General features: G+C 74.1%; 11 protein-coding genes. 4 read left to right on the top strand and 7 right to left on the bottom strand.

Annotated elements, in window-relative coordinates:
* Nucleotides 1-10: 10 nt before the first annotated feature.
* The 3 genes from ACZ402_RS02530 to ACZ402_RS02520 form a co-directional block, all read right to left on the bottom strand.
* Nucleotides 11-748 (bottom strand): hypothetical protein, encoded by a 738-nt coding sequence (locus ACZ402_RS02530; protein ID WP_375822369.1) that lies wholly within the window; start codon nucleotides 746-748, stop codon nucleotides 11-13.
* A gap of 168 nt (nucleotides 749-916) precedes the next feature.
* Nucleotides 917-4084, bottom strand: a complete 3168-nt coding sequence (locus tag ACZ402_RS02525) for a family 43 glycosylhydrolase (protein ID WP_375822370.1) — start codon at nucleotides 4082-4084, stop codon at nucleotides 917-919.
* 518 nt (nucleotides 4085-4602) lie between these two features.
* Nucleotides 4603-5142: a potassium channel family protein gene (locus tag ACZ402_RS02520; protein ID WP_375822371.1), complete on the bottom strand. Its 540-nt coding sequence runs from the start codon at nucleotides 5140-5142 to the stop codon at nucleotides 4603-4605.
* Between the two features lie 76 nt (nucleotides 5143-5218).
* Between ACZ402_RS02520 and ACZ402_RS02515 the strand changes: the two genes are divergently transcribed.
* From ACZ402_RS02515 to ACZ402_RS02505, 3 genes are all read left to right on the top strand, one after another.
* On the top strand, nucleotides 5219-6679 hold the full coding sequence (locus ACZ402_RS02515) for a DNA repair protein RadA (RefSeq protein ID WP_375822372.1): 1461 nt from the start codon (nucleotides 5219-5221) through the stop codon (nucleotides 6677-6679).
* Between the two features lie 122 nt (nucleotides 6680-6801).
* On the top strand, nucleotides 6802-7857 hold the full coding sequence (disA, locus tag ACZ402_RS02510; protein ID WP_375822750.1) for a DNA integrity scanning diadenylate cyclase DisA: 1056 nt from the start codon (nucleotides 6802-6804) through the stop codon (nucleotides 7855-7857).
* Between the two features lie 43 nt (nucleotides 7858-7900).
* Nucleotides 7901-8623 carry a class I SAM-dependent methyltransferase gene (locus tag ACZ402_RS02505; protein WP_375822373.1) on the top strand — a complete coding sequence of 241 codons (723 nt, stop codon included), beginning with the start codon at nucleotides 7901-7903 and terminating at the stop codon, nucleotides 8621-8623.
* Between the two features lie 386 nt (nucleotides 8624-9009).
* Here ACZ402_RS02505 and ACZ402_RS02500 read toward each other — a convergent pair whose 3' ends face one another.
* Both ACZ402_RS02500 and ACZ402_RS02495 read right to left on the bottom strand, forming a co-directional pair.
* Nucleotides 9010-13662: a galactose-binding domain-containing protein gene (locus ACZ402_RS02500; protein ID WP_375822374.1), complete on the bottom strand. Its 4653-nt coding sequence runs from the start codon at nucleotides 13660-13662 to the stop codon at nucleotides 9010-9012.
* 537 nt (nucleotides 13663-14199) lie between these two features.
* Entirely contained in the window at nucleotides 14200-15027 is an 828-nt protein-coding gene (locus ACZ402_RS02495; protein WP_375822375.1) for a hypothetical protein, read from the bottom strand.
* A 205-nt stretch (nucleotides 15028-15232) separates the two neighbouring features.
* On the opposite strand from ACZ402_RS02495, the gene ACZ402_RS02490 reads away from it, so the two are divergent.
* On the top strand, nucleotides 15233-16183 hold the full coding sequence (locus ACZ402_RS02490) for an HhH-GPD family protein (RefSeq protein ID WP_375822376.1): 951 nt from the start codon (nucleotides 15233-15235) through the stop codon (nucleotides 16181-16183).
* A 39-nt stretch (nucleotides 16184-16222) separates the two neighbouring features.
* Here ACZ402_RS02490 and ACZ402_RS02485 read toward each other — a convergent pair whose 3' ends face one another.
* Together ACZ402_RS02485 and ACZ402_RS02480 are read right to left on the bottom strand one after the other, a co-directional pair.
* Nucleotides 16223-18211: a glycoside hydrolase family 127 protein gene (locus ACZ402_RS02485; RefSeq protein WP_375822377.1), complete on the bottom strand. Its 1989-nt coding sequence runs from the start codon at nucleotides 18209-18211 to the stop codon at nucleotides 16223-16225.
* A gap of 119 nt (nucleotides 18212-18330) precedes the next feature.
* A complete protein-coding gene (locus tag ACZ402_RS02480; protein WP_375822378.1) occupies nucleotides 18331-19224 on the bottom strand; it encodes a carbohydrate ABC transporter permease in 894 nt (297 codons plus the stop codon).

Here is a 19224-nt window from a genome sequence, read left to right as displayed (position 1 = left end):
CAGAGCGGGGTCACAGCGGGTAGGCGGAGTACACGTCGGTGACGACGTCGGCGGGCCCGGTGGCCTGGAGGACGGCGGTGCCGTTGGTCCAGGTGACGGTCGCCTGCCCGTCGGCCGCGGGCGTCACCGCGTACGTGCCGGCGACCTCGCCGGCGACCTCGACGTCGCCCGTGTCCGTGGGCTCGCCGGCCGCGGCGACGAGGTCGCTCGCGGCGGTCTCCGCCTCCGCGACGGTGGGCCACTGCCCGGCGACCACCGTGACCGTCGTGGCGTCGTCGCCCTCGCCGTCCGCGTACACGAGCTCGTACGCCTCGAGGGCCCGCTCCGTGGACCACGCGTCCGTCGCCGAGTCGCTGCGCAGCACCAGGTCGAGCACCGTGTCCGGGAGCGCCTGCGCGAACGCGGTGGTCCCGGTGCGTGCGACGGGCTCGAGCGTGGGGGTCGGCGGGTCCGCCGTCACGGTCACCGTGGGCGCGGGCTCCGCGTCGGCACGGGCGAACCCCGGCCAGCCCCAGGCGAGCAGCGCGACCACGAGCCCGACGACGAGCACCAGCCCGACGAGCACGACGAGCCGACGGCGGCGGTACACGGCCGCCGAGGAGGGCCGCGTGTGGCGGCGGTCGCTCGCACCGACGGCGTCGCCGGGGCGGCGCGCGGCCGCGCCCTGCCCCGGTCGCGCCGGGCTCTGCCCCGGTCGCGCGGGTGCGGGCGCTCGTCCCGTCGGGCTCCCGCCGGGCGACTGGCTCATCGCGCCTACCTCCGCTGCTCTCGGTCCTCGCGGGCCCGGTCCTCTCGGCCGGGACTCTGCGGCCAAGAGTAGGACGCGCGCGTGCCCGACCCCTCGCGCTGACGCGGGGTGTCGGGCACGCGCGGACGGGTTCACCCGCCCGTCATGTCCCGGGCGGGGTCGGGATCGTCACCCGCAGCCCAGGGCGGCGTACTCCGCCCCGGTCTCCGTCGTCACCTCCGTGCCGTCGACCGTGCCGGTCGCGCGCACGACCATGGCGCCGGCCTCGACGGTCGTCGCGCGGACGGCGAACGACTGGTAGGCGCTCTTCCCGGGCGCCACCGCCGGGAACGACCGCGTCCCGTACGGCGTCTCGACGACGACGTCGACGGGCGCGTCGTGGTCGTGGGTCGCGACCACGGCGACGTACGCCTTGCCGGCGAGGCAGCGCGCCTGCGCGGTGACGGTGACCGGGAGCTCGGGCTCCGGGCCGCCCGTGCCCGGGTCGTCCGCGAACGCGCGCCACTCGGTGACGGCGACCGCCGAGTACGTCGACCCGTTGCCGTTCGCCGCGAAGGTCGCCCGGAGGCGCGACGTGGTGACCGGGTCGAACGTCACGGTGTTGAAGGCGGTCGTGCTCGTGCCGTACCCGGACGGGTTCGCCACGAGGGCCCAGTCCTCCGCCGCGTCGTCCCAGTACTCCAGCACCCAGGAGTCGGGGCGGACGACGCCGTCCCCGCTCCCCGGGTCCGAGTCCCGCCAGAACTTCAGCTCCGCGCCCGTGAGGCGGATCGGGCGCGACCAGTCGTACCGGACCCACTGCGTCGCCGGCCGCGTCCCGGACCACGTGCCCCAGATCTGGGCCTGGCTCGGGTTCGCCGGGTCGGCGCCGTCGTTGAGCGCGCCGACGCTGTTCCACCCCGCGGTGTACGACGCGCTCGCCGTGGCGATCGGCGCGACGTTGCCTGTGAGCGGTCCGGAGACGTCCGCGGGGACCGTCACGACCTTCGGCGTCTCGGCATTGCCCGCGGCGTCGACCGCGCGGAACGACACCCGGTGCTGGTTCGCGTCCGGAGCGGCCACGGGACCGCCGTACGGCTGCCACGCGCCGGTCCCGATCGCGTACTCGACGCGTGCGACCCCGGAGGTCGCGTCGGTCGCGGTGACCGTCACCGTGCGCGCCGCCGGGTCGAGGACGCCCGTGCTGACCGGCGCCACGCGGTCGATCCGGACGTCGAGTGCCGCCTCCGGCGAGACGTTCCCCGCGCGGTCCGCGGCCGTCGCGACGACCCGGTGCTCGCCGTCGCCCGCGACCGCGACCTCGGTCGACCGGGTCGGCTCCGTGGTGACGGGCGCGCCGTCGTCGACGGTCGTCGTGAGGACCACGCGCCCGCCGGAGTCGTCGGCGCCGTCGACCCGGACGCGCACGTCGGAGCGGAACCAGCCGTCGCTGCCCGCGCTGCCCAGCGGCGTGAGCGTCAGCGTCGGCGCCGTCTCGTCGCCCTCGGCCGGCTCGGCAGGGACCACCGTGACCTCGGTGCGCACGCGACCGCCCGCGTAGCCGAGCACGGACCCCTCGACGGCGAACGTGCCGGGGGCGGCGACGTCGTCCGCGGGGACCTCGTCCCAGAAGGCGGGGACCTGCAGCGTCTCCCCGCCGGGGAACGTCACGGGCACGGTGCCCGGCAGGTCGGTCTCCCCGACCTCGACCGTCACGCCCGGCGGCTCGACGGCGGCGGGCTGCTCGGCCAGGACCTTCCACTCCTCGACCGCGACGGCGGAGTACGTGCTGCCGTTGGTCGAGGCGTCGAAGACCGCGCGGACCTGGGTCGTGGTGACCGGGTCGAACGTCGTGTCCTGGAACCCGCTCGTCCCGGTGCCGTAGGCGCTGGGGTTCGGCACGTCGACCCACGCGCCGCCGTCGGACGCGTCCCAGTACTGGATGCGCCACGACGCCGGGGCGGCGACGCCGACGCCCGTGCCCTGCGGCTGGTCGTTCCAGAACTCGATCTGCGAGCCGGCGAGACGCATCGGCTGGTCCCACGTGTACTGCACCCACTGCTGCGGGGGGTTGTTCCCCGTCCACGTGCCCCACATGTCCGGGGGCAGGGGGTTGGGCCGCACGATCTCGTCGTTGAGCGCCTTCTTCCAGTACTGGGTCGGGACGGGCTCGTTGGAGACGGTGGCGGCCGCCTCCTGCGCGACGTTCGCGCGCGGCGTCGTGTCCTTGACCTTCGCGGGTGTCGTGACGACCTGCTTCATGCGGGGCGGCGACTGCGTGTCGTCCCACTCGACGCGGTCGATCGCGACCGAGCGCCGGAAGTGGTTCCCGCCGTCGGCGTCGGCCGTGTGGTAGGCGATCCACCACTCGCCGTCGAACTCGAGGATGCCCGGGTGGCTCGTCGTCGAGGAGACCGGGGCGAGGACCGTGCCGCGGTACGTCCACGGCCCCTCGGGCGAGGTCGCCGTGCCGTACGCGATGCACGCGTGGTAGTTCGCCGGGGTGCACGACGACGTCGGCCCGGCGTTGTTCCCCGCGTACGCCATGTAGTAGGTGCCGTTCCGCTCGAACGCCCACGCGGCCTCGAAGAACCCGGTGAGCCCGGTGACCGTGCGGACCTGGCCGACGGGCGTCTTCATGTCCTGCGCGAGCTCGAGCATGCGCAGGTTGGAGAAGCTGCCCCACCAGACGTAGACGCGGGCGTCGTCGCCCTCGCCGTCGACCAGGATCGTGGGGTCGATGTTGTGGATCGTGTTCGGGGTCGGGACGCGCTGCGAGATGATCGGCCCGCCGACGTGGTCGGTCCACGGGCCGGTCGGGGTGTCGGACACCGCGACGCCGATGCCGAACGCGTCGCTCGCCGTGCTGTCCGCCTCGTTCACGGGGACGTACCAGTAGTAGCGCCCGTCGACGCCCTGGACGACCTGCCCCGCGTACGCGCGGCCCGGCGTCGCCCAGTCGAACACGTCCTCGGGCCGCATGAGCGACGGGTGGTGCGTCCACTCCCCCGCGTCGACGTCGCTCGTCACGAACGCGCCCCACTCGTTCATGACGAAGTCGTTGCGCGTCGGGCCGGCCTCGTCGTGACCCGTGTAGACGTAGAGCTCGTCCTCGCCCGTCTCGTTGCCGGGCGCGCCTGCGGGGACGACGAGCGGCGCCGGGTCGGCCGAGTAGTAGCTGCCGTCGCCGAGGATCGGGTTCTCGGTGCTCGTGAACGTGTACGGGTCCGCGGCGGCGGCCGGCGCCGCGGTGGCCGCGAGCCCGGTGAGCGCCAGGCCGGCGCTGAGCACGCTCGCGAGCGCGGCGCGCGCGGGGCTCCGCCCGCGCGACGGTCGGGTGGTCGGTCTGTCGGTCATGGGCTGCTCTCCTGACGGTCGGGGCTGCTCTCATACCTGCACGGAGCGGGCCAGAGGTTCTGCGTGGAGGTCGTGCACCCCGGGAGTTCCCTCGGCCCCCGGGGCGCACGGTCGTGGAGCCCGTGCCGGCGGGCAGGTCGGCCGTGTGCCCGGCTGACGGGCGGTGACGCCCCCGCGAGCGGGGGTCGGACGCGTCACCGCCGTCGTCACGGCACCGTCGTCGTGCGCGGGGTGGTGGCCGTGCCGGACGGGCCGACGGCGGCGCGCACCTCAGCGGTGCCGCGTGCGGGCCGTCGTCGCGCTCGCGTCGTCACGGGCGTGCACCTCTCGTCGTCGAGCCGGTCGTCCGGTGCCGACCCTGCCACAGACAGAAACCTCATCGCAATGGTTTTCGGTCATCCGGTGCCGACATTGCTCGCGCGCTGGCGCAGGAAGGCTCGCGTCCTGCGCTACGAACCGCAGGATGCTGCGCACCGGCAGGTCGGGGCAGGCAGCGGCCGTCGCACGCCGGGAGAAAGTCAGTCCGGCCGGTTTTCGGTGTGCAGCCCGTGCTCGTGCTCGTGCCGGTGCTCCGCCCGGGCGCGGGCGCGCGACGTGGCGATCGAGACGAGCACGCCGACCACGACGAGGTCGAGCACGATCTGGACCATCGCCACGATCTTCGCCGCCTCGCCGACCGGGTGGACGTCGCCGTACCCGACGGTCCCGAGCGTCACCACGGCGAAGTACAGCGCGTCGGTGCGGTTCTCGATGCCGACGAACTGGTCGGCCATGAGGTAGTAGGCGAGGGCGAAGAACGTGACCACCGGCAGGAGCAGCCCCATGACCGACTGGACCCGGACGCTCGGCGTCCCCCACGCGCGGAGCTGGCGGCGCACCTGGACCACGAGGAGCGCGCACAGCAGCACCAGCCCGACGGCGAACACCACGAGCTGGACGACCTCGGGGGCGTCGTCGGTCGGCAGCGGGACCCCGTAGTAGACCGTGAGGCACGCCGTCGTGGAGGCGACCGTGAGGATGAGCGTCCACCACGGGCTGTCGTGCGGGAGCCTGCGCATGCGCCCAGCATCCCGCGCGAGGGCGTTCCCGTCGCGGCGTCGCGCCGGTGTCGGCGGCCGTGGCTAGGTTGGGCCCGTGACGTCGTCGACCACCGCGGCCCGCTCCGCGGCCGCCAAGCGCTCCCGCCCCGCCTACCGCTGCTCCGAGTGCGGCTGGACCACGGCCAAGTGGGTGGGCCGCTGCGGGGAGTGCCAGGAGTGGGGCACGGTGACCGAGGACGCCCCCGCGGCCTCCGGCCCGCGCACCACCCCGGTCTCGCCGACCCGCTCCCCCGCGCGGCCGATCGGGGAGATCAGCGTCGAGGCGGCGCGCGCCACGCCCACGGGCGTCTCGGAGTTCGACCGCGTGCTCGGCGGCGGCATCGTGCCGGGCGCGGTCGTGCTGCTCGCCGGGGAGCCGGGAGTGGGCAAGTCCACGCTCCTGCTCGCCGTCGCGAGCAACGTCGCCGCCGGCGGGTCGGACCTGCCGACGGTGCGCCCGGCCGGCGAGCGCGCCACCGCCGCCGCGCGCCCGACGCCGACGCCGCGACGCGTCCTCTACATCACGGGCGAGGAGTCCGCCGGGCAGGTGCGGCTGCGCGCGGAGCGCGTGGGCGCCCTCGCGCCGGGCCTCCTCCTCGCGTCCGAGACCGACCTGGCGACCGTCCTCGGTCACATCGAGGCGACCGAGCCCGACCTGCTCGTCGTGGACTCCGTGCAGACCATCGCGTCCGCCCAGGTCGAGGGCGCGCCCGGCGGCGTGAGCCAGGTCCGCGAGGTCGCGGCCTCGCTCATCGCCGCGGCGAAGGCCCGCGACCTCCCGGTGATCCTCGTCGGGCACGTCACCAAGGACGGCTCGGTCGCCGGGCCGCGCACGCTCGAGCACCTGGTCGACGTCGTGTGCCAGTTCGAGGGCGACCGGCACTCGCGCCTGCGGCTCGTCCGGGCCGTCAAGAACCGCTACGGCCCGACGGACGAGGTCGGCTGCTTCGACCTCACCGAGAACGGCATCGTCGGTCTCGCCGACCCGAGCGGGCTGTTCCTCTCGCACACCGGCGCCGGGTCCCCCGGCACGTGCGTCACCGTGACGCTGGAGGGTCGTCGCCCGCTCGCGCTCGAGATCCAGTCGCTCGTCGTGCCGAGCTCCCTGACCAACCCGCGCCGCACCACGAGCGGCGTGGACTCCAGCCGCCTCGCGATGATCCTCGCCGTCATGCACCGCCACGCGGGCGTGCGGCTCGTCGACCAGGACGTCTACGCGTCGACCGTCGGCGGCGCCAAGGTCACCGAGCCCGCCGCCGACCTCACGCTCGCCCTCGCCGTGCTCTCCGCGCGCGAGGACGAGGCGCTGCCCCAGGGCACCGTCGCGTTCGGGGAGGTCGGCCTCGCGGGCGACATCCGTCCCGTCACGGGCCTCGACCGCCGCCTGGCGGAGGCCGCGCGCCTCGGCTTCACGCGCGCCGTCGTGCCGCGGGGGTCGTTCCCGCGCCCCGTGGAGGGCATGACGATCCTCCCTGCGCGCCACCTCGGCGAGGCGGTCGAGCTCGCGCGCACGTGACCCCGTGGACCCGAGACCGGATCGTGACCTCTTTGTGGCGCGGGACCGCGGGTCCCTGCGGCCGGCAGAGCCGTACAGCGTAGGATTCCTTCGTGGCCAATCCCCCCGCGCACCCCGACGAGATGCTCCGGGAGACCCTTGCCGCCGTGGCACCCGGGACCGAGCTCCGTGACGGTCTCGAACGCATCCTCCGCGGCCGGACGGGCGCGCTCATCGTGCTGGGCCTGGACAAGGTCGTCGAGGAGATGTGCTCGGGCGGCTTCCAGCTCGACGTCGGCTTCTCGGCGACGCGCCTGCGCGAGCTGTCGAAGATGGACGGCGCGGTCGTGCTCGACCGCGACGCCAACCGCATCCTGCGCGCCGCCGTGCAGCTCCTGCCGGACCCGACCATCGAGACGACCGAGTCGGGGACGCGGCACCGCACCGCGGAGCGCGTCGCCAAGCAGAGCGGCTTCCCCGTCATCTCGGTGAGCCAGTCGATGCGGATCGTCGCCCTGTACGTCGGCGGCCAGCGCCACGTCCTGGAGGACTCCGACACGATCCTGTCGCGCGCCAACCAGGCGCTCGCCACGCTCGAGCGCTACCGCGCCCGCCTCGACGAGGTGTCGGGCACGCTCTCCGCGCTCGAGATCGAGGACCTCGTCACGGTCCGCGACGTGTGCGCGGTCGTGCAGCGCCTCGAGATGGTCGCCCGCATCTCCGAGGAGATCGCCGGGTACGTCATCGAGCTCGGCACCGACGGCCGCCTCCTCGCGCTCCAGCTCGACGAGCTCATCGGCGGCATCGGCTCGGACCGCGAGTTCGTCATCCGCGACTACGTCGACCTCGGCCGCAAGGACCGCTCGCTCGCCGAGGTCCAGAAGTCGCTCGGCGGCCTCGACTCGACCCAGCTGCTCGACCTCGGCCAGATCGGCCGCGTGCTCGACCTCCCCGGCGGCGGCGACGCGCTCGACGCCGCCGTCGCGCCGCACGGGTACCGCCTGCTGTCCAAGGTGCCGCGCCTGCCGGCCACGATCATCGACCGGCTCGTCGCGCACTTCGGCGGGCTGCAGAAGCTGCTCGCCGCGAGCATCGACGACCTCATGACCGTCGACGGCGTGGGCGAGCAGCGCGCGCGGGCCGTGCGCGAGGGCCTGTCGCGGCTCGCGGAGTCGAGCATCCTCGAGCGCTACGTCTGACCCACCTGACCGTCCGACCGACGAGCCCGCACGGAGGGGGACCGTGGACCACGTCGACGAGTGGTCGGCACTGGCCGACGCCTGGGCGCGCTGGTGGGCGCCCGCCGCGGCCCCGGCCCAGCAGGCGATCCTCGACGCCGCGGGCGTCGGGCCCGGCTCGCGCGTGCTCGACGTCGGGTGCGGCACCGGCGAGCTCGTCGCCCTGGCCCTCGCCCGCGGCGCGGACGCGGCGGGCTGCGACGCCGCCGCCGGGATGATCGACGTCGCGCGCCGGCACAGCCCCGGCGCCGACCTGCGCGTCGCCCAGGCCGAGCACCTCCCCTGGCCCGACGACGCGTTCGACCTCGTCACGCTCGTCAACGCCCTCGCGTTCACCGACGTCGCCAAGACGCTGAGCGAGTGCCGGCGCGTCGGCGACCTGGTCGCCGTCGCGACCTGGGCCGAGGACGACCGCAACGACCTCACCGTCCTCGAGCGGGCCGTCGCCGGCGAGGACCACGAGCCGAGCGACGAGGGCCGCGAGGAGGGCCGCCTCGGCACGCTCCTGGCCGAGCACGGCTTCACCGTCCTCGCCGAGGGCGTGGCGGACGCACCGATGGTGCTCGCGGACGCGGACGAGGTCGTCGCCGCGATCATGTTCGGCGAGTCGGACGACCTGCGCGCCGAGCTCCGCCCCGACGTCCTCGCCGCCGCCCGCCCCTTCCGCCGCCCCGACGGCACCTACCTCCTGCGCAACACCTTCCGCTGGGCCGTCGCCGGCCGCTGACCCAGCCGGTTCCCCGTCGAGGAGACCCCCCGCCGGCCGAGGGAGAAGGCCGCGCGAGACAGAACCGTGGTCGTGCGAGGTAGACCCCTGGTCCCGCCCGACGGGAGTGAGCTGGCGAACGCAGGACGATCCCGACCGAGACCGCGGGAGCCGCGAGGAACGAGCGGCGGATGGTAGACGCGGCACCACTACCCACCCCGCCACCCCAGGTGACCAGACCGCCGTCGGACAAGCCGACCACGGCTCTACCTAGCGCGACCGGCTCTACCTCGCGGGACCACGGCTCTATCTCGCGGAGGCGGGGGTCCTCATGCGCGCAGACGGGTCTCGCCCCGGTCCGTGGGGACGGACCGGGGCGAGACGTGGTGCGACGCGCAGGGTGCGGGTCAGCCGCAGGTGGCGGCGTCGTACTGCGCGGTGACCGTCGTCGACCTCCCCTCGGCGTCGGTGGCGACGACCGTGGCCTCGCCGGCCTCGACCGACGTCGCGCGCGACGCGAACGACTGGTAGGCGTTCTTGCCGGGCTCGACGCCGTTGAACGTCTTGGTGCCGAACGGCGTGTCGAGACGGACGGTGAGGGGCACGTCGTCGTCGTTGAGCGCCCGGACCGCGACGTAGACCTTGCCGGCGAGGCAGCGGGTCTCGGCCGTGACGGTGACCGCCGGACCGGCCGGGACGCCGTCGCCCACGGTGAGCGTGAGCGTCGTCGTGGTGGTGCCGGCGGTGCTCACGTAGTCCGGGAGGACGAGGTCGCCCTGGATCACGTACACGCCCGGCGTCTCGACGACGGACTCGTCGTAGTCCCACTCGACGCCGATCGCCTGGTTGTCGCGCGAGCCGTCGTTGTACGACACGAGGACCTTCGTGGGCAGCCACGGCTGCTCGCCGACGGCGACGCTCTGCTCGAACTGCTCCGCGCCCTGGATCGAGATGCCGCCCTGGGAGTTCTCCGGCCGCACGTAGACCTGGGCCTCGGCGATCAGGCCGTAGGTCGTGTTCGTGCCGTAGACGGTGAACGGCTCGACGTTGGTCTCCGCCACCATGGCCGGCGTGATCGGCTGCCAGGTGAAGTCGACCGCGCCGCGGCGACCGCTCGAGTAGACGACGTCGAGCGACGCGGGGAGCGTCGGGACCTCGCCCGTGACGGTCCGGACGACGACCGGGCTCGCCACGGAGTCCACGGTGTCGCCGTTGACGCGCCACCGCAGGATGCCGGTGCCGGCGCCGCCGGTCTGCACGCCGGTGATCCGGACGCGCAGGTAGCTGGCCTCGACGGGCTCGAACTCGAGGTGGTTGTAGGCGTTGCGCTGGAGCGCGCCCGCGTACGTGGAGCCGTCGGTCAGGGTCACGGGCGTCCAGTCGGTGCCGTTCTGCGAGTACTCGACGGTGTAGGTGTCCGCGCGCGGCATGCGCGTCCCGCCGTTGTCGTCGTACCAGTAGATGTCCGTCGAGGCGACGAGCACCGGCGACTGCCACGCGTAGCGGATCCACGCGGCGGTCTGCGCGCTCGTCCCGTTCGCGGCCTGGCCCCACGTGCCCCAGCCGTTGCCCGCACCCGGGTTCGAGCTGCCGGGCGTCGAGGACTCGTTGACGCGCAGCGGGTTCTCCCACGACGCCGACCCGCTCGTCGTGATCGTCGCGAGCGCGCCGAACTCGGCGGAGGTCGCCTTCTCGGTGAGCTCGACCTGGACGTCGCGCTCGGTCGTGAGCCCGCCGTCGGACGCGGTGAGGCGGAACGTGTACTCCCCCGCGACCGTGCCGGTCACGGTCGTGGTCAGGGCGTCGGCGTCGCCGAAGATGACGCTCGCGCCGTCGGGGGCGGAGACGGTCGTCCACCCGGAGGTGAGCGTGCCGTCGTCGGGGATGCCGTCGTCGGTCACGGTGCCGACGAGCGTCGTGGACAGGTTGCCGTCCTTGGACCGGTCGACGTTCACGGTGACCGTCGGGGCGTCGTTGACGACCTCGGGCACCTCGCGGCCGGAGTCGAAGACCTGGATCTCCGAGATCGCCGTCCAGTAGCTCGGCGTGTTCGTGAACGCGACGCGGACCTTGTCGGTCGTCACGGCCTCGAAGAGCGCCTCGTTGAACTTGGGGCCGGGGATCTTCGGCGCCTTGAACGCGTCCGGCACCGAGGTCCAGCCGCCCGAGCCGTCGGGCACCTGGACCGAGTACCGGACCGGCTCGCGGTACCCGCCCGCCTGCCGGTCGCTGACGAACCAGACCTTGACGTTGTCGAACGTCGTGGGCTCGCCGAGGTCGAGCTCGACGTACCCCGTGTCGCCCTCGGTCCCGTAGTTGCCCCAGTACGGCTCGTTGACGGTCGTGCCGTCGGTGACCGCGTCGAGCGACACGGGCCGCTCGGTCTCCTTGATGGCGCCCGGCGTGTAGTTCATCGACCCCGTGCTCCAGCCCGGTGTGTGGAACTGGCGCCACGGCGTCGGGCGCACGCCCTGCTGGGTGGCCGACGACGAGAGCTCCGCCCCGCGCGCGAGGTTGCCCGCGTCCTCCGTGAGGTCGATGCCCGCGGTCTTCAGGTAGGACACGACGCGCTCGTCCTCGATCGGGGTGTCGACCGCGGTCGGCAGGTCGGCGCCCTGGTCGTCCACGACCTCGACGGCCAGCCCCTCGTCGGACTCGACGACCTCGTTGGCCGCCGGGTCGTAGACGAACCGGCCGAGCGCGTCGGCCGCGGCCTTGCGCTCGCCGTCGACGAACAGGCTATAGCCCTCGCCGAGCCCGTAGTGCGAGCCGTCCTCGTCCCAGACGATCGTGACGTCCTTGCCGTGGTACCGCAGGTTGTTGACCATGAAGTGGTCGTACCCGAGGTCGATCGGCCAGAGCTCGATCTTGTCGTCGGACCGCGGCTGGATGCCGCCCATGTCCTCGACGTAGATGTAGTTCATGTTGCCGAGCATCACGTGGTTCGGGTTGTTGCGGTTGAACGTCTGCGTGCTCGCGTTCCAGTTCGAGTAGTACTCGGCCTGGTTCGGGACCAGCGCGTTGCCGTTCGGGTAGATGCTCCACGCCATCCAGTCGAGGAGCTTCGCGGCGTACTCGGGCGTGACGTACGTGTGGTCGGGGTCGTAGTGCCGCAGCGCGGACCGCACGCCGCGGTACTGGACCGTGAAGTTGATGTTGGAGAAGTTGTTCGAGCCGCCGATCCCGAACTTCGCCCGGTCGTACTGGTTGGCCGTGTAGAACGGGAAGATCGGGAAGTTGTCGCCGTACCGCAGGAAGCGGAAGCCGTCGACGTACCGGTCGGCGTCCTCGAACGGGATGAGGTTCTCCGCGTAGACGTCGTAGAGGTTCGACTCCTTCGCCGGGATGAGGTCGCGCTCGGCCTGGCTCAGCGGGTTCTGGTTCCCGCCCGACGTCGCGCCGTGCGACGTGCCCGCGAGGAACATGCGGGTCTCCTCGCTCCACAGCCGGCCGAGGATCGCGTCCCGGATCTCGTCGGCCGCGGTCCCCATCTCGGCGACCTTCGCCGGGTCGGCCCCCGCCATCGCGTAGAGCTGGCGGGCGGCGTCGAACGCGCCCCACACGTACGCGGACTCCGGGCGCTCGATCGTGCGCGCGCCCGGTGCCCCGGCGTTCACCTTGGGGTAGCCGAAGCTGATCGCGTCGGCGTCGTTGCCGGGCATGTAGTTGGTGTCGTAGGCGATGAGCTTGTCGTCGTTGCCGTCGTAGTGCTCGAGCTGGCCGACGCCGTCGCCCTCGAAGTACGTCGCGAAGCGCTCGGCGACCGCCGGACCGCCGCCGTGCACGTTGTACGCCTCGAGGCCCGCGGTGCCGAGGTACTGCGAGTAGTGGTTGTTCCAGCTCGTGTGGCCCGGGCTGTCGAGGAACGCCGACGACCCGGACAGCTCACCGATGTTGAGGATCTGGCCGTACCCGAGGTACGGGTTGCGGATCCACTTGGTGTCCTGCAGGTGCATGGGCTGCGTGAGCGCCACCGAGTTCTGGTAGAGGTTCACGCCCTCGATCGTCGTCGGGTACTGGTACACGTAGCCCGGCTCGTTCGCGTCGAGGCTGTTGTACCGCTCGCCCCACCAGCGGTACACGATCGCCTTCTCGATCGCGGCGTCGGGCACGTCGAGGTACGGGATGTCCTGCGCCCACTGCCGGTTGAACTCCGTCACGCCCGTGCGGAACGCGTCCGCGGGCGACAGCGCGGCGTACTCGTGGAAGCTCTCGACCGACTCGGGGAGCGTGTCGCTGGAGAGCACGCCGAGGACGGACAGGTCGACCGACCCGCCCGCCGGGACGGTCACCTCGCGGTCGAGGTTGGTGCCCACGCGCTCGAACCCGGGCGCCTTGAGACCGACCGTGACGTCGGACCACGGGGTGTCGACGAGCCCGTTGTTCGCGCCGCTCGTCAGGGTCCGCGTCCCGGTGAGCTCGTCGGCCGCGTCCGTCGACGTGGTCGCCAGCGGGGACGCCGCGCGGACCGTGAACGTCACGTCGCTCGCGCCGGGGTTGGTGAACGTGATCGCCGAGAGCGCCACGTTGTCGTACGTGATGAGCTTCTTGAGGTCGGCGGTGACGCCCGTCGTCCCGACCGTGTAGCGCGCCTTCGCGTGGCTCGGCGCGTTGAAGCGCTGCGCCCCGACCTCGGTGATCGTCTGCCCCGGGACGGTCACGGTGTAGAGGTTGCCGAGGTTGTTGGGCCCGCCCGCGAACGCGGAGCCCGCGAAGCCCATGACCGCCCAGTTGCTGTTGCCCCGCAGGTACAGCGAGCGGCCGCGCGTCTGCAGCACGGTGTTGCCCGACGTCCCGCTCACCCCGAGCACGCGGTCCAGGTAGTAGTCCGTGCCGCCCGCCGCGCGGTCCTTCTCGAAGATCGACCCGTGCATCGAGCCCGCCGTCCACGGGACCCCGGGCTCCAGGGCCGCGGCGACCTGGTCCAGGTTCGAGTAGACCGGGTCACCGATGTCCATCGAGTCGGTCGTCCCGTCGGTGTACACACCGACGTCGCTCTCGTTGCCCGGCACCACGTCGGCCTGCGCCCCCGGTGCCAGCGCGACGCCGGTCACGGCCATCGCACCTGTCATCGCCGAGGCGACGACCCTTCTCAACGCTCTCCCCGACATCACCAAGTCCTCTCCATCGGGAACCGGAAAACAGGTTTCGGGACGACGACGGGCCTCGCCTCGCACGGGCGGACTGCCTCGTCCGCCCGCCCCGCTGCGGGACGCGGGACCCTGATCGTCGTGCCGCCTCGCGCCGCGCCGTGGAGCGCTCGCGCCCGGGGCCGGGGCCCCGAGCACCTCCGCGGTGAGGTCGCCAGACGCGAGCCAGTCAACCAGCCACGAAGGGCTGACCGCAATGGTTTTCGGTCTCGACTTTGCCTCGTCGGCCGGAGCCTCACGGACCGGTGTGGCGCCCGATGATCGTTGGTACGACGCCATCCGGGCTCCGTGCGACGCAATCTCACAGGCAGGAGGAGCGGCTGACATGGGGCGCTACCGAAAGGTCGTGTCCATCGCTTTCAAGCGCCCCGGGGCTCGCGCGGCAGCAGGATGCGTCCCGCCACGACGGCCAGGGCTCGCCGCCGGGGACGGCCCCGCACCCGCCTATCAGGCGCCGTCGGCGGGCGGGGCGGTCCCGTCCCCGGGCGGCGTCGCACCGTCCGCCGGTGGTGCGGTCCCGTCCGCGGGCGGCGTCGCACCGTCCGCGGGCGGCGTCTCACCGTCCGCCGGCGGCGCGGTGCCGTCCGCCGGGGCGGTCGTGTCCGCGGGGTCCGGGGACGGCGGGGGCGGCTCGAGCAGCGTGAACGTCACGGGCTCGCTCGTCGCGCCGTCGACGCCCGCGATGCTCAGGACCGCGGTGTACGTGCCCGGTCCGACCTCCGGCTGGTCGGGCGCACAGCCCTCGGCCGAGCGGTGCCGGTCCCAGCGCACGAGCTTCGACGGGTCCTCGTCCCCGGTGCTCATGAGCAGCAGCCGCTCCGTCGTGCCGCAGTCGGCCGACGACCAGACGAGCTCGTCACCGGCGTAGACCTGCACCTGACGCCCGGCGTCGGAGCCGTCGACGAGGCAGGGGCGGCCGCCGGACTGCCGGAGCGTCACGGTGAGCTGGACCGCGCGACCTGGCTCGTACTCCGCCGCGCTCGCCGTCAGCCCGAGCTCGAGGGACGCCGCCGTGCAGTCCTGGGGCGGGCCGGCCGCCTCCGGGGTCGGCGGCGCGGACTTGCCCTCCTGCGCCGTCTCGTCGCCGGCGAGCAGCGGCTGCACCGCCCGCACCACGACCTGCCCGAGCAGGACGAGCCCCACCACGAGGCCGACGAGCAGCGCGAGCACGACGAGGCGGCGTCGGAGCAGGGCCCCGCGCGTGGGCCGGTCGCCCGGCCCGCTGCGGGGGCTGGCGCCCGGCCTCGGGGCGCGGTCGGTCCGCGGCGTGCTCACGGGTCCTCCGTCGTGCAGGTGCTGGTCGCGACCACGGTAGCGGCGACCGACGCCCGGCCCCGTGCTGCCGCGCCGACGACCGCCCAGGTCGGGGCAGAATGGGTCCCTCCCCACCCGACGGCGCCCGCCACCGGCACGACCGCCGGCCAGCACGGCGGCGCGGCGGCGCGGGGCCCACCGACGACCGAGAGGGACGACCGCCGTCATGACCGCCCCGGCCGCGCGCCCGGCCCGACCGCACGTCGCCGCCACCGTCACCACCGCCGCTGCCGCGGGACCGCACCCGCACGCCGACCTGCGCGACGCCGTCGGGCGCTGGTTCGGCGAGACGGCGCGCGACCTGCCGTGGCGCGCGGCGGACCGCACCGCGTGGGGCGTCCTCGTGAGCGAGGTCATGCTCCAGCAGACGCCGGTGGTGCGGGTCGAGCCCGCGTGGCGCGCGTGGATGGAGCGCTGGCCGGAGCCCGCGGACCTCGCGGCGGCGTCGACGGCAGACGTGCTGCGCGCGTGGGGCCGCCTCGGCTACCCCCGCCGCGCGCTGCGCCTGCAGGAGTGCGCCCGGGCGGTCGTCGAGCGGCACGGCGGCGAGGTCCCGCACGGCGAGGACGCCCTGCGCGCGCTGCCGGGCGTCGGCGAGTACACCGCCGCGGCGGTGACCGCGTTCGCGCACGGCCGGCGCGCCGTCGTGGTCGACACGAACGTGCGCCGCGTCGTGGCGCGGGCCGTCGGCGGGAACGCCCTGCCCGCGCCGTCGTACACGGCCGCCGAGCGCGCGACGGCGGCCGCCCTCGCCCCGGCGGACGACGCGGACGCGGTGCTCTGGGCTGCCGCCTCGATGGAGCTCGGCGCGCTCGTGTGCACCGCCCGGACGCCGCGCTGCGGCGTCTGCCCCGTCCGCGACGCGTGCGCGTGGCGCCTCGCCGGTCGCCCGGGCGACGAGCACGCGGGACGACGGCGCACGCAGGCCTGGGCGGGCACCGACCGGCAGGTGCGGGGTCGGGTCATGGCCGTGCTGCGCGACGCGCCGGGACCGGTGCCGCGCGGCGTCGTGACCGAGGTGTGGCACGACGCCGCGCAGCTCGACCGCTGCGTCGCGAGCCTCGTCGAGGACGGGCTCGTCGAGCAGGTCGACGACCTCTACCGGCTCCCCGCCTGACCCGCCGCCGGCGACGGGGCGAGCGGCTCCGGCGCCGGGTCACAGGGTCGGCAGCCAGACCCGCATCGTCGACGGACCGCGCTCGGCCCAGTCGTGGTACGGCACGAGCCGGACGTCGACGGGGACCTCCGCCGAGGTCGCGACCGGCTCCTCGCCCGGGCGGTCGGCGCCCGTCCGCCCGGGCGCCCCGCCCCGGAGCGGGGTGTACGGCCACGGAGCCGTCGCCGGGTCCACGAGGAGCCCGCGCACGACGACGCGCCCGTCCTCCTCGCGCGGGGGCACGGCCACGTCGACGCGCAGGTCGGCGACGTCGCGCCCGCCCGGCAGGTCGACGGACTCCACGCACAGGACCTCGGGCCCGCGCTGGACGGCGACGCACCCGCGCACGGCGTCCACGCGCTCGTCGGGCACGAGGAACCGGGGCGTGACGTCGAGGTCGAGCGTGACGACGCTCCCCGCGCGCAGGTCGGGCACCGCGACCGTGCCCGCGGGCACCTGGCGGGCCGGGCCGTCGTCGACCACGAGCAGCCCCGAGCCCGACCACGCGGGAACGCGCAGCGTGAGCGCCCAGCGCTCGGGCGCCTCGACGACGCGCACCCGCACGCGCCCGTCCGCGGGGTAGCCGGTCTCGACGTCGAGCGCGACGGGCTCCCCGGACGGCAGCGTCGCGCGGACCTCGCTCGTGGCGTACTGGTGGAGCTGCACGCCGCCGTCGTCGACGGTGGCGAGGTACCCGGCGAGGCTCGCGAACGTGCGTGCGACGTTGGGCGGGCAGCACGACACCTCGAACCACGGCGCGCGCAGCGACGACTCGGCGCGCTTGCTCACCTGGTCCGGTGCGGCGGGCTCGCCCGGGACGCGCTGGTGGAGCGTGTTGGCGTAGTAGAAGGCGCGGCCGTCGTGCGCGGGCGACGTCGCGACGACGTTGAACAGCGTGCGCTCGACCACGTCCGCGTACCGCGGGTCGCCCTGCGCGAGCAGGAGGCGCCACGCGACCATCACCGACCCGATCGACGCGCACGTCTCCGAGTACGCGCGGTCGGGCGGCAGGACGAAGTCCTCGCCGAACGCCTCGTCCTGGTGGTGCGAGCCCTGGCCCCCCGTGACGTAGGTGCGCGCGGCCTGCGTGCGCTCCCACTGCCGCGCGACCGCGGCGACGAGCTCGTCGTCGCCCGTCTCGACCGCGACGTCGACCGCACCGGCGGCGAGGTAGTTCGCGCGGACCGCGTGGCCCCGGAAGACGGTCGCCTCGCGCACCGGGACGTCGTCCTGGTAGTAGGAGCGCCCCCACTCGATGTCCGCGAGCGTGCCGTGCCCGCGCCGCTCGACGAAGAGGGCCGCCTGCCGCACGTACCGGGGCTCGTCGAGCGCGCGCCCCAGCTCCGCGAGCGCCACCTCGACCTCCGCGTGCCCGCAGACCCCCTGGATGCCGTCCGGGCCGAACGCCTCGCACACGTGGTCGGCGGAGCGGCGCGCGACCTCGACGAGGAGGTCGTCCGGGTGCCCGGTGCGCGCCCGCGCGACGGCCGCCTGCAGGAGGTGGCCCTGCACGTACAGCTCGTGGCCCCACTCGAGGTCCGTGTACCGGGCGTCCTGACCGGGGCTGCCGAACCGCGTGCAGAGGTAGCCGTCGGGCGCCTGGGCCGCCGCGACGCGCCGCACGATCGCGGCGAAGCGGCGCTCGAGGTCGTCGTCGGGGCGGCGGCCGAGCTCCCAGGCCATCGCCTCGAGCAGCTTGTACACCTCGGAGTCGCTGAACTCCCGGCCGCGGCGGGTCGTCGCGACGTCGCCGCGCACGACGGCGTCGAAGTTCGGCAGCCAGCCCTCGGCCTCGAGCCAGTGCTCGATGTGCCCGAGGGTCGCGGCGCGGTTCACCTCCTGGCGCTCGGCCCAGAACCCGCCCGTGATGCGCACCTGCGCCAGGCCGAGCGGCTGCAGCCGCCCGGTCGCGGGGACGACCGGCCGTCCGCCGTCCGTGGGGCGGGCACCGGTCCCCGTCGTCCGGGGCACGGTCGGGGTCGTGGTCATGGCAGCACCTCCGGAGGCGACGGCGTCGCCTCGTGGTTCGTCGGGTCGTCGTGGTGGGACGACGCCGGGCGTCGTGGGGTCGGTCGGTCGGACGGGGGTCGGGTCGGGGGCGTGGGTCGTCATCCCTTCAGCGCCCCGGACATGAAGCCGCGCACGTAGTGGCGCTGCAGGAGCAGGAACAGGACGATGCACGGGGCCGCGAGGACGACGACGCCCGCCTGGGTCGCGCCGTAGTCGACGATGCCCATGACCTGCTGGCGCATGTTCGCCACCGCGAGCGGCAGCGGCGCCTTCGTCGAGTCGGTGATGAGGATCAGGGGCGCCACGAAGTCGTTCCAGGCGGCGAGGAAGGCGAACAGCCCGACGGTGATGAGCCCCGGCTTCACCGCCGGCAGCAGGACCCGCCACAGCGCGCCGAACGACGAGCACCCGTCGACCATCGCGGCCTCGTCCAGCTCGCGCGGCACCGACTCGAACGCGATGCGCATCATGAACGTCGCGAACGGGAGCTGGAACATCGTCAGGACCAGCGCGAGGCCGAGCAACGAGTTCTGCAGGCCGAGGGTGTTGAGGAGCACGTAGAGCGGGATGAGCAGCGTCGCGTACGGGACCATGAGGATCGCGAGCGTCACGAGGAACAGCACGTCGCGCCCGGGGAAGCGGAACCGCGCGAAGGCGAAGCCGCCGAGCAGCGACACCCCGAGCGTGAAGAGCACCGTGAGCCCGGACACGACCACGGAGTTCAGGAGGTACTGGCCGATGCCCGCCTGGTAGTTCGCCAGGGTCACGTAGTTCCCGAAGCCCCAGCCGTCGACCTGGTTGCTGCCGGGCTGCGGCGAGAACGAGGCCACGCCCGCCCAGATCAGCGGGAAGAGGAAGACGATGGCGAGGCCCCCGGTGAGCACCCAGTACGGGGTGCGGGTGAGGACGCCGGCGATGCGGGCGCGCGGGGCCGGCCGGCCGGTGGGAGCGGGTCGCGCCGCGGGTGCGGGAGCGGGTGCGGTGACGGTCAT

The sequence above is a fragment of the Cellulosimicrobium sp. NPDC030954 genome (assembly GCF_055571305.1).
Note: the sequence above shows the minus strand (reverse complement) of the source record. Positions and strands in the feature narration are given on the sequence as shown.

Bases quoted from the DNA above. Each gene is read 5' to 3' on its own strand.
- ACZ402_RS02485 (WP_375822377.1), bottom strand. From the start codon at position 18,211: ATGACCACGACCCCGACCGTGCCCCGGACGACGGGGACCGGTGCCCGC.
- ACZ402_RS02520 (WP_375822371.1), bottom strand. From the start codon at position 5,142: ATGCGCAGGCTCCCGCACGACAGCCCGTGGTGGACGCTCATCCTCACG.
- disA (WP_375822750.1), top strand. From the start codon at position 6,802: ATGCTCCGGGAGACCCTTGCCGCCGTGGCACCCGGGACCGAGCTCCGT.
- ACZ402_RS02525 (WP_375822370.1), bottom strand. From the start codon at position 4,084: ATGACCGACAGACCGACCACCCGACCGTCGCGCGGGCGGAGCCCCGCG.
- ACZ402_RS02530 (WP_375822369.1), bottom strand. From the start codon at position 748: ATGAGCCAGTCGCCCGGCGGGAGCCCGACGGGACGAGCGCCCGCACCC.
- ACZ402_RS02500 (WP_375822374.1), bottom strand. From the start codon at position 13,662: ATGGCCGTGACCGGCGTCGCGCTGGCACCGGGGGCGCAGGCCGACGTG.
- ACZ402_RS02490 (WP_375822376.1), top strand. From the start codon at position 15,233: ATGACCGCCCCGGCCGCGCGCCCGGCCCGACCGCACGTCGCCGCCACC.
- ACZ402_RS02480 (WP_375822378.1), bottom strand. From the start codon at position 19,224: ATGACCGTCACCGCACCCGCTCCCGCACCCGCGGCGCGACCCGCTCCC.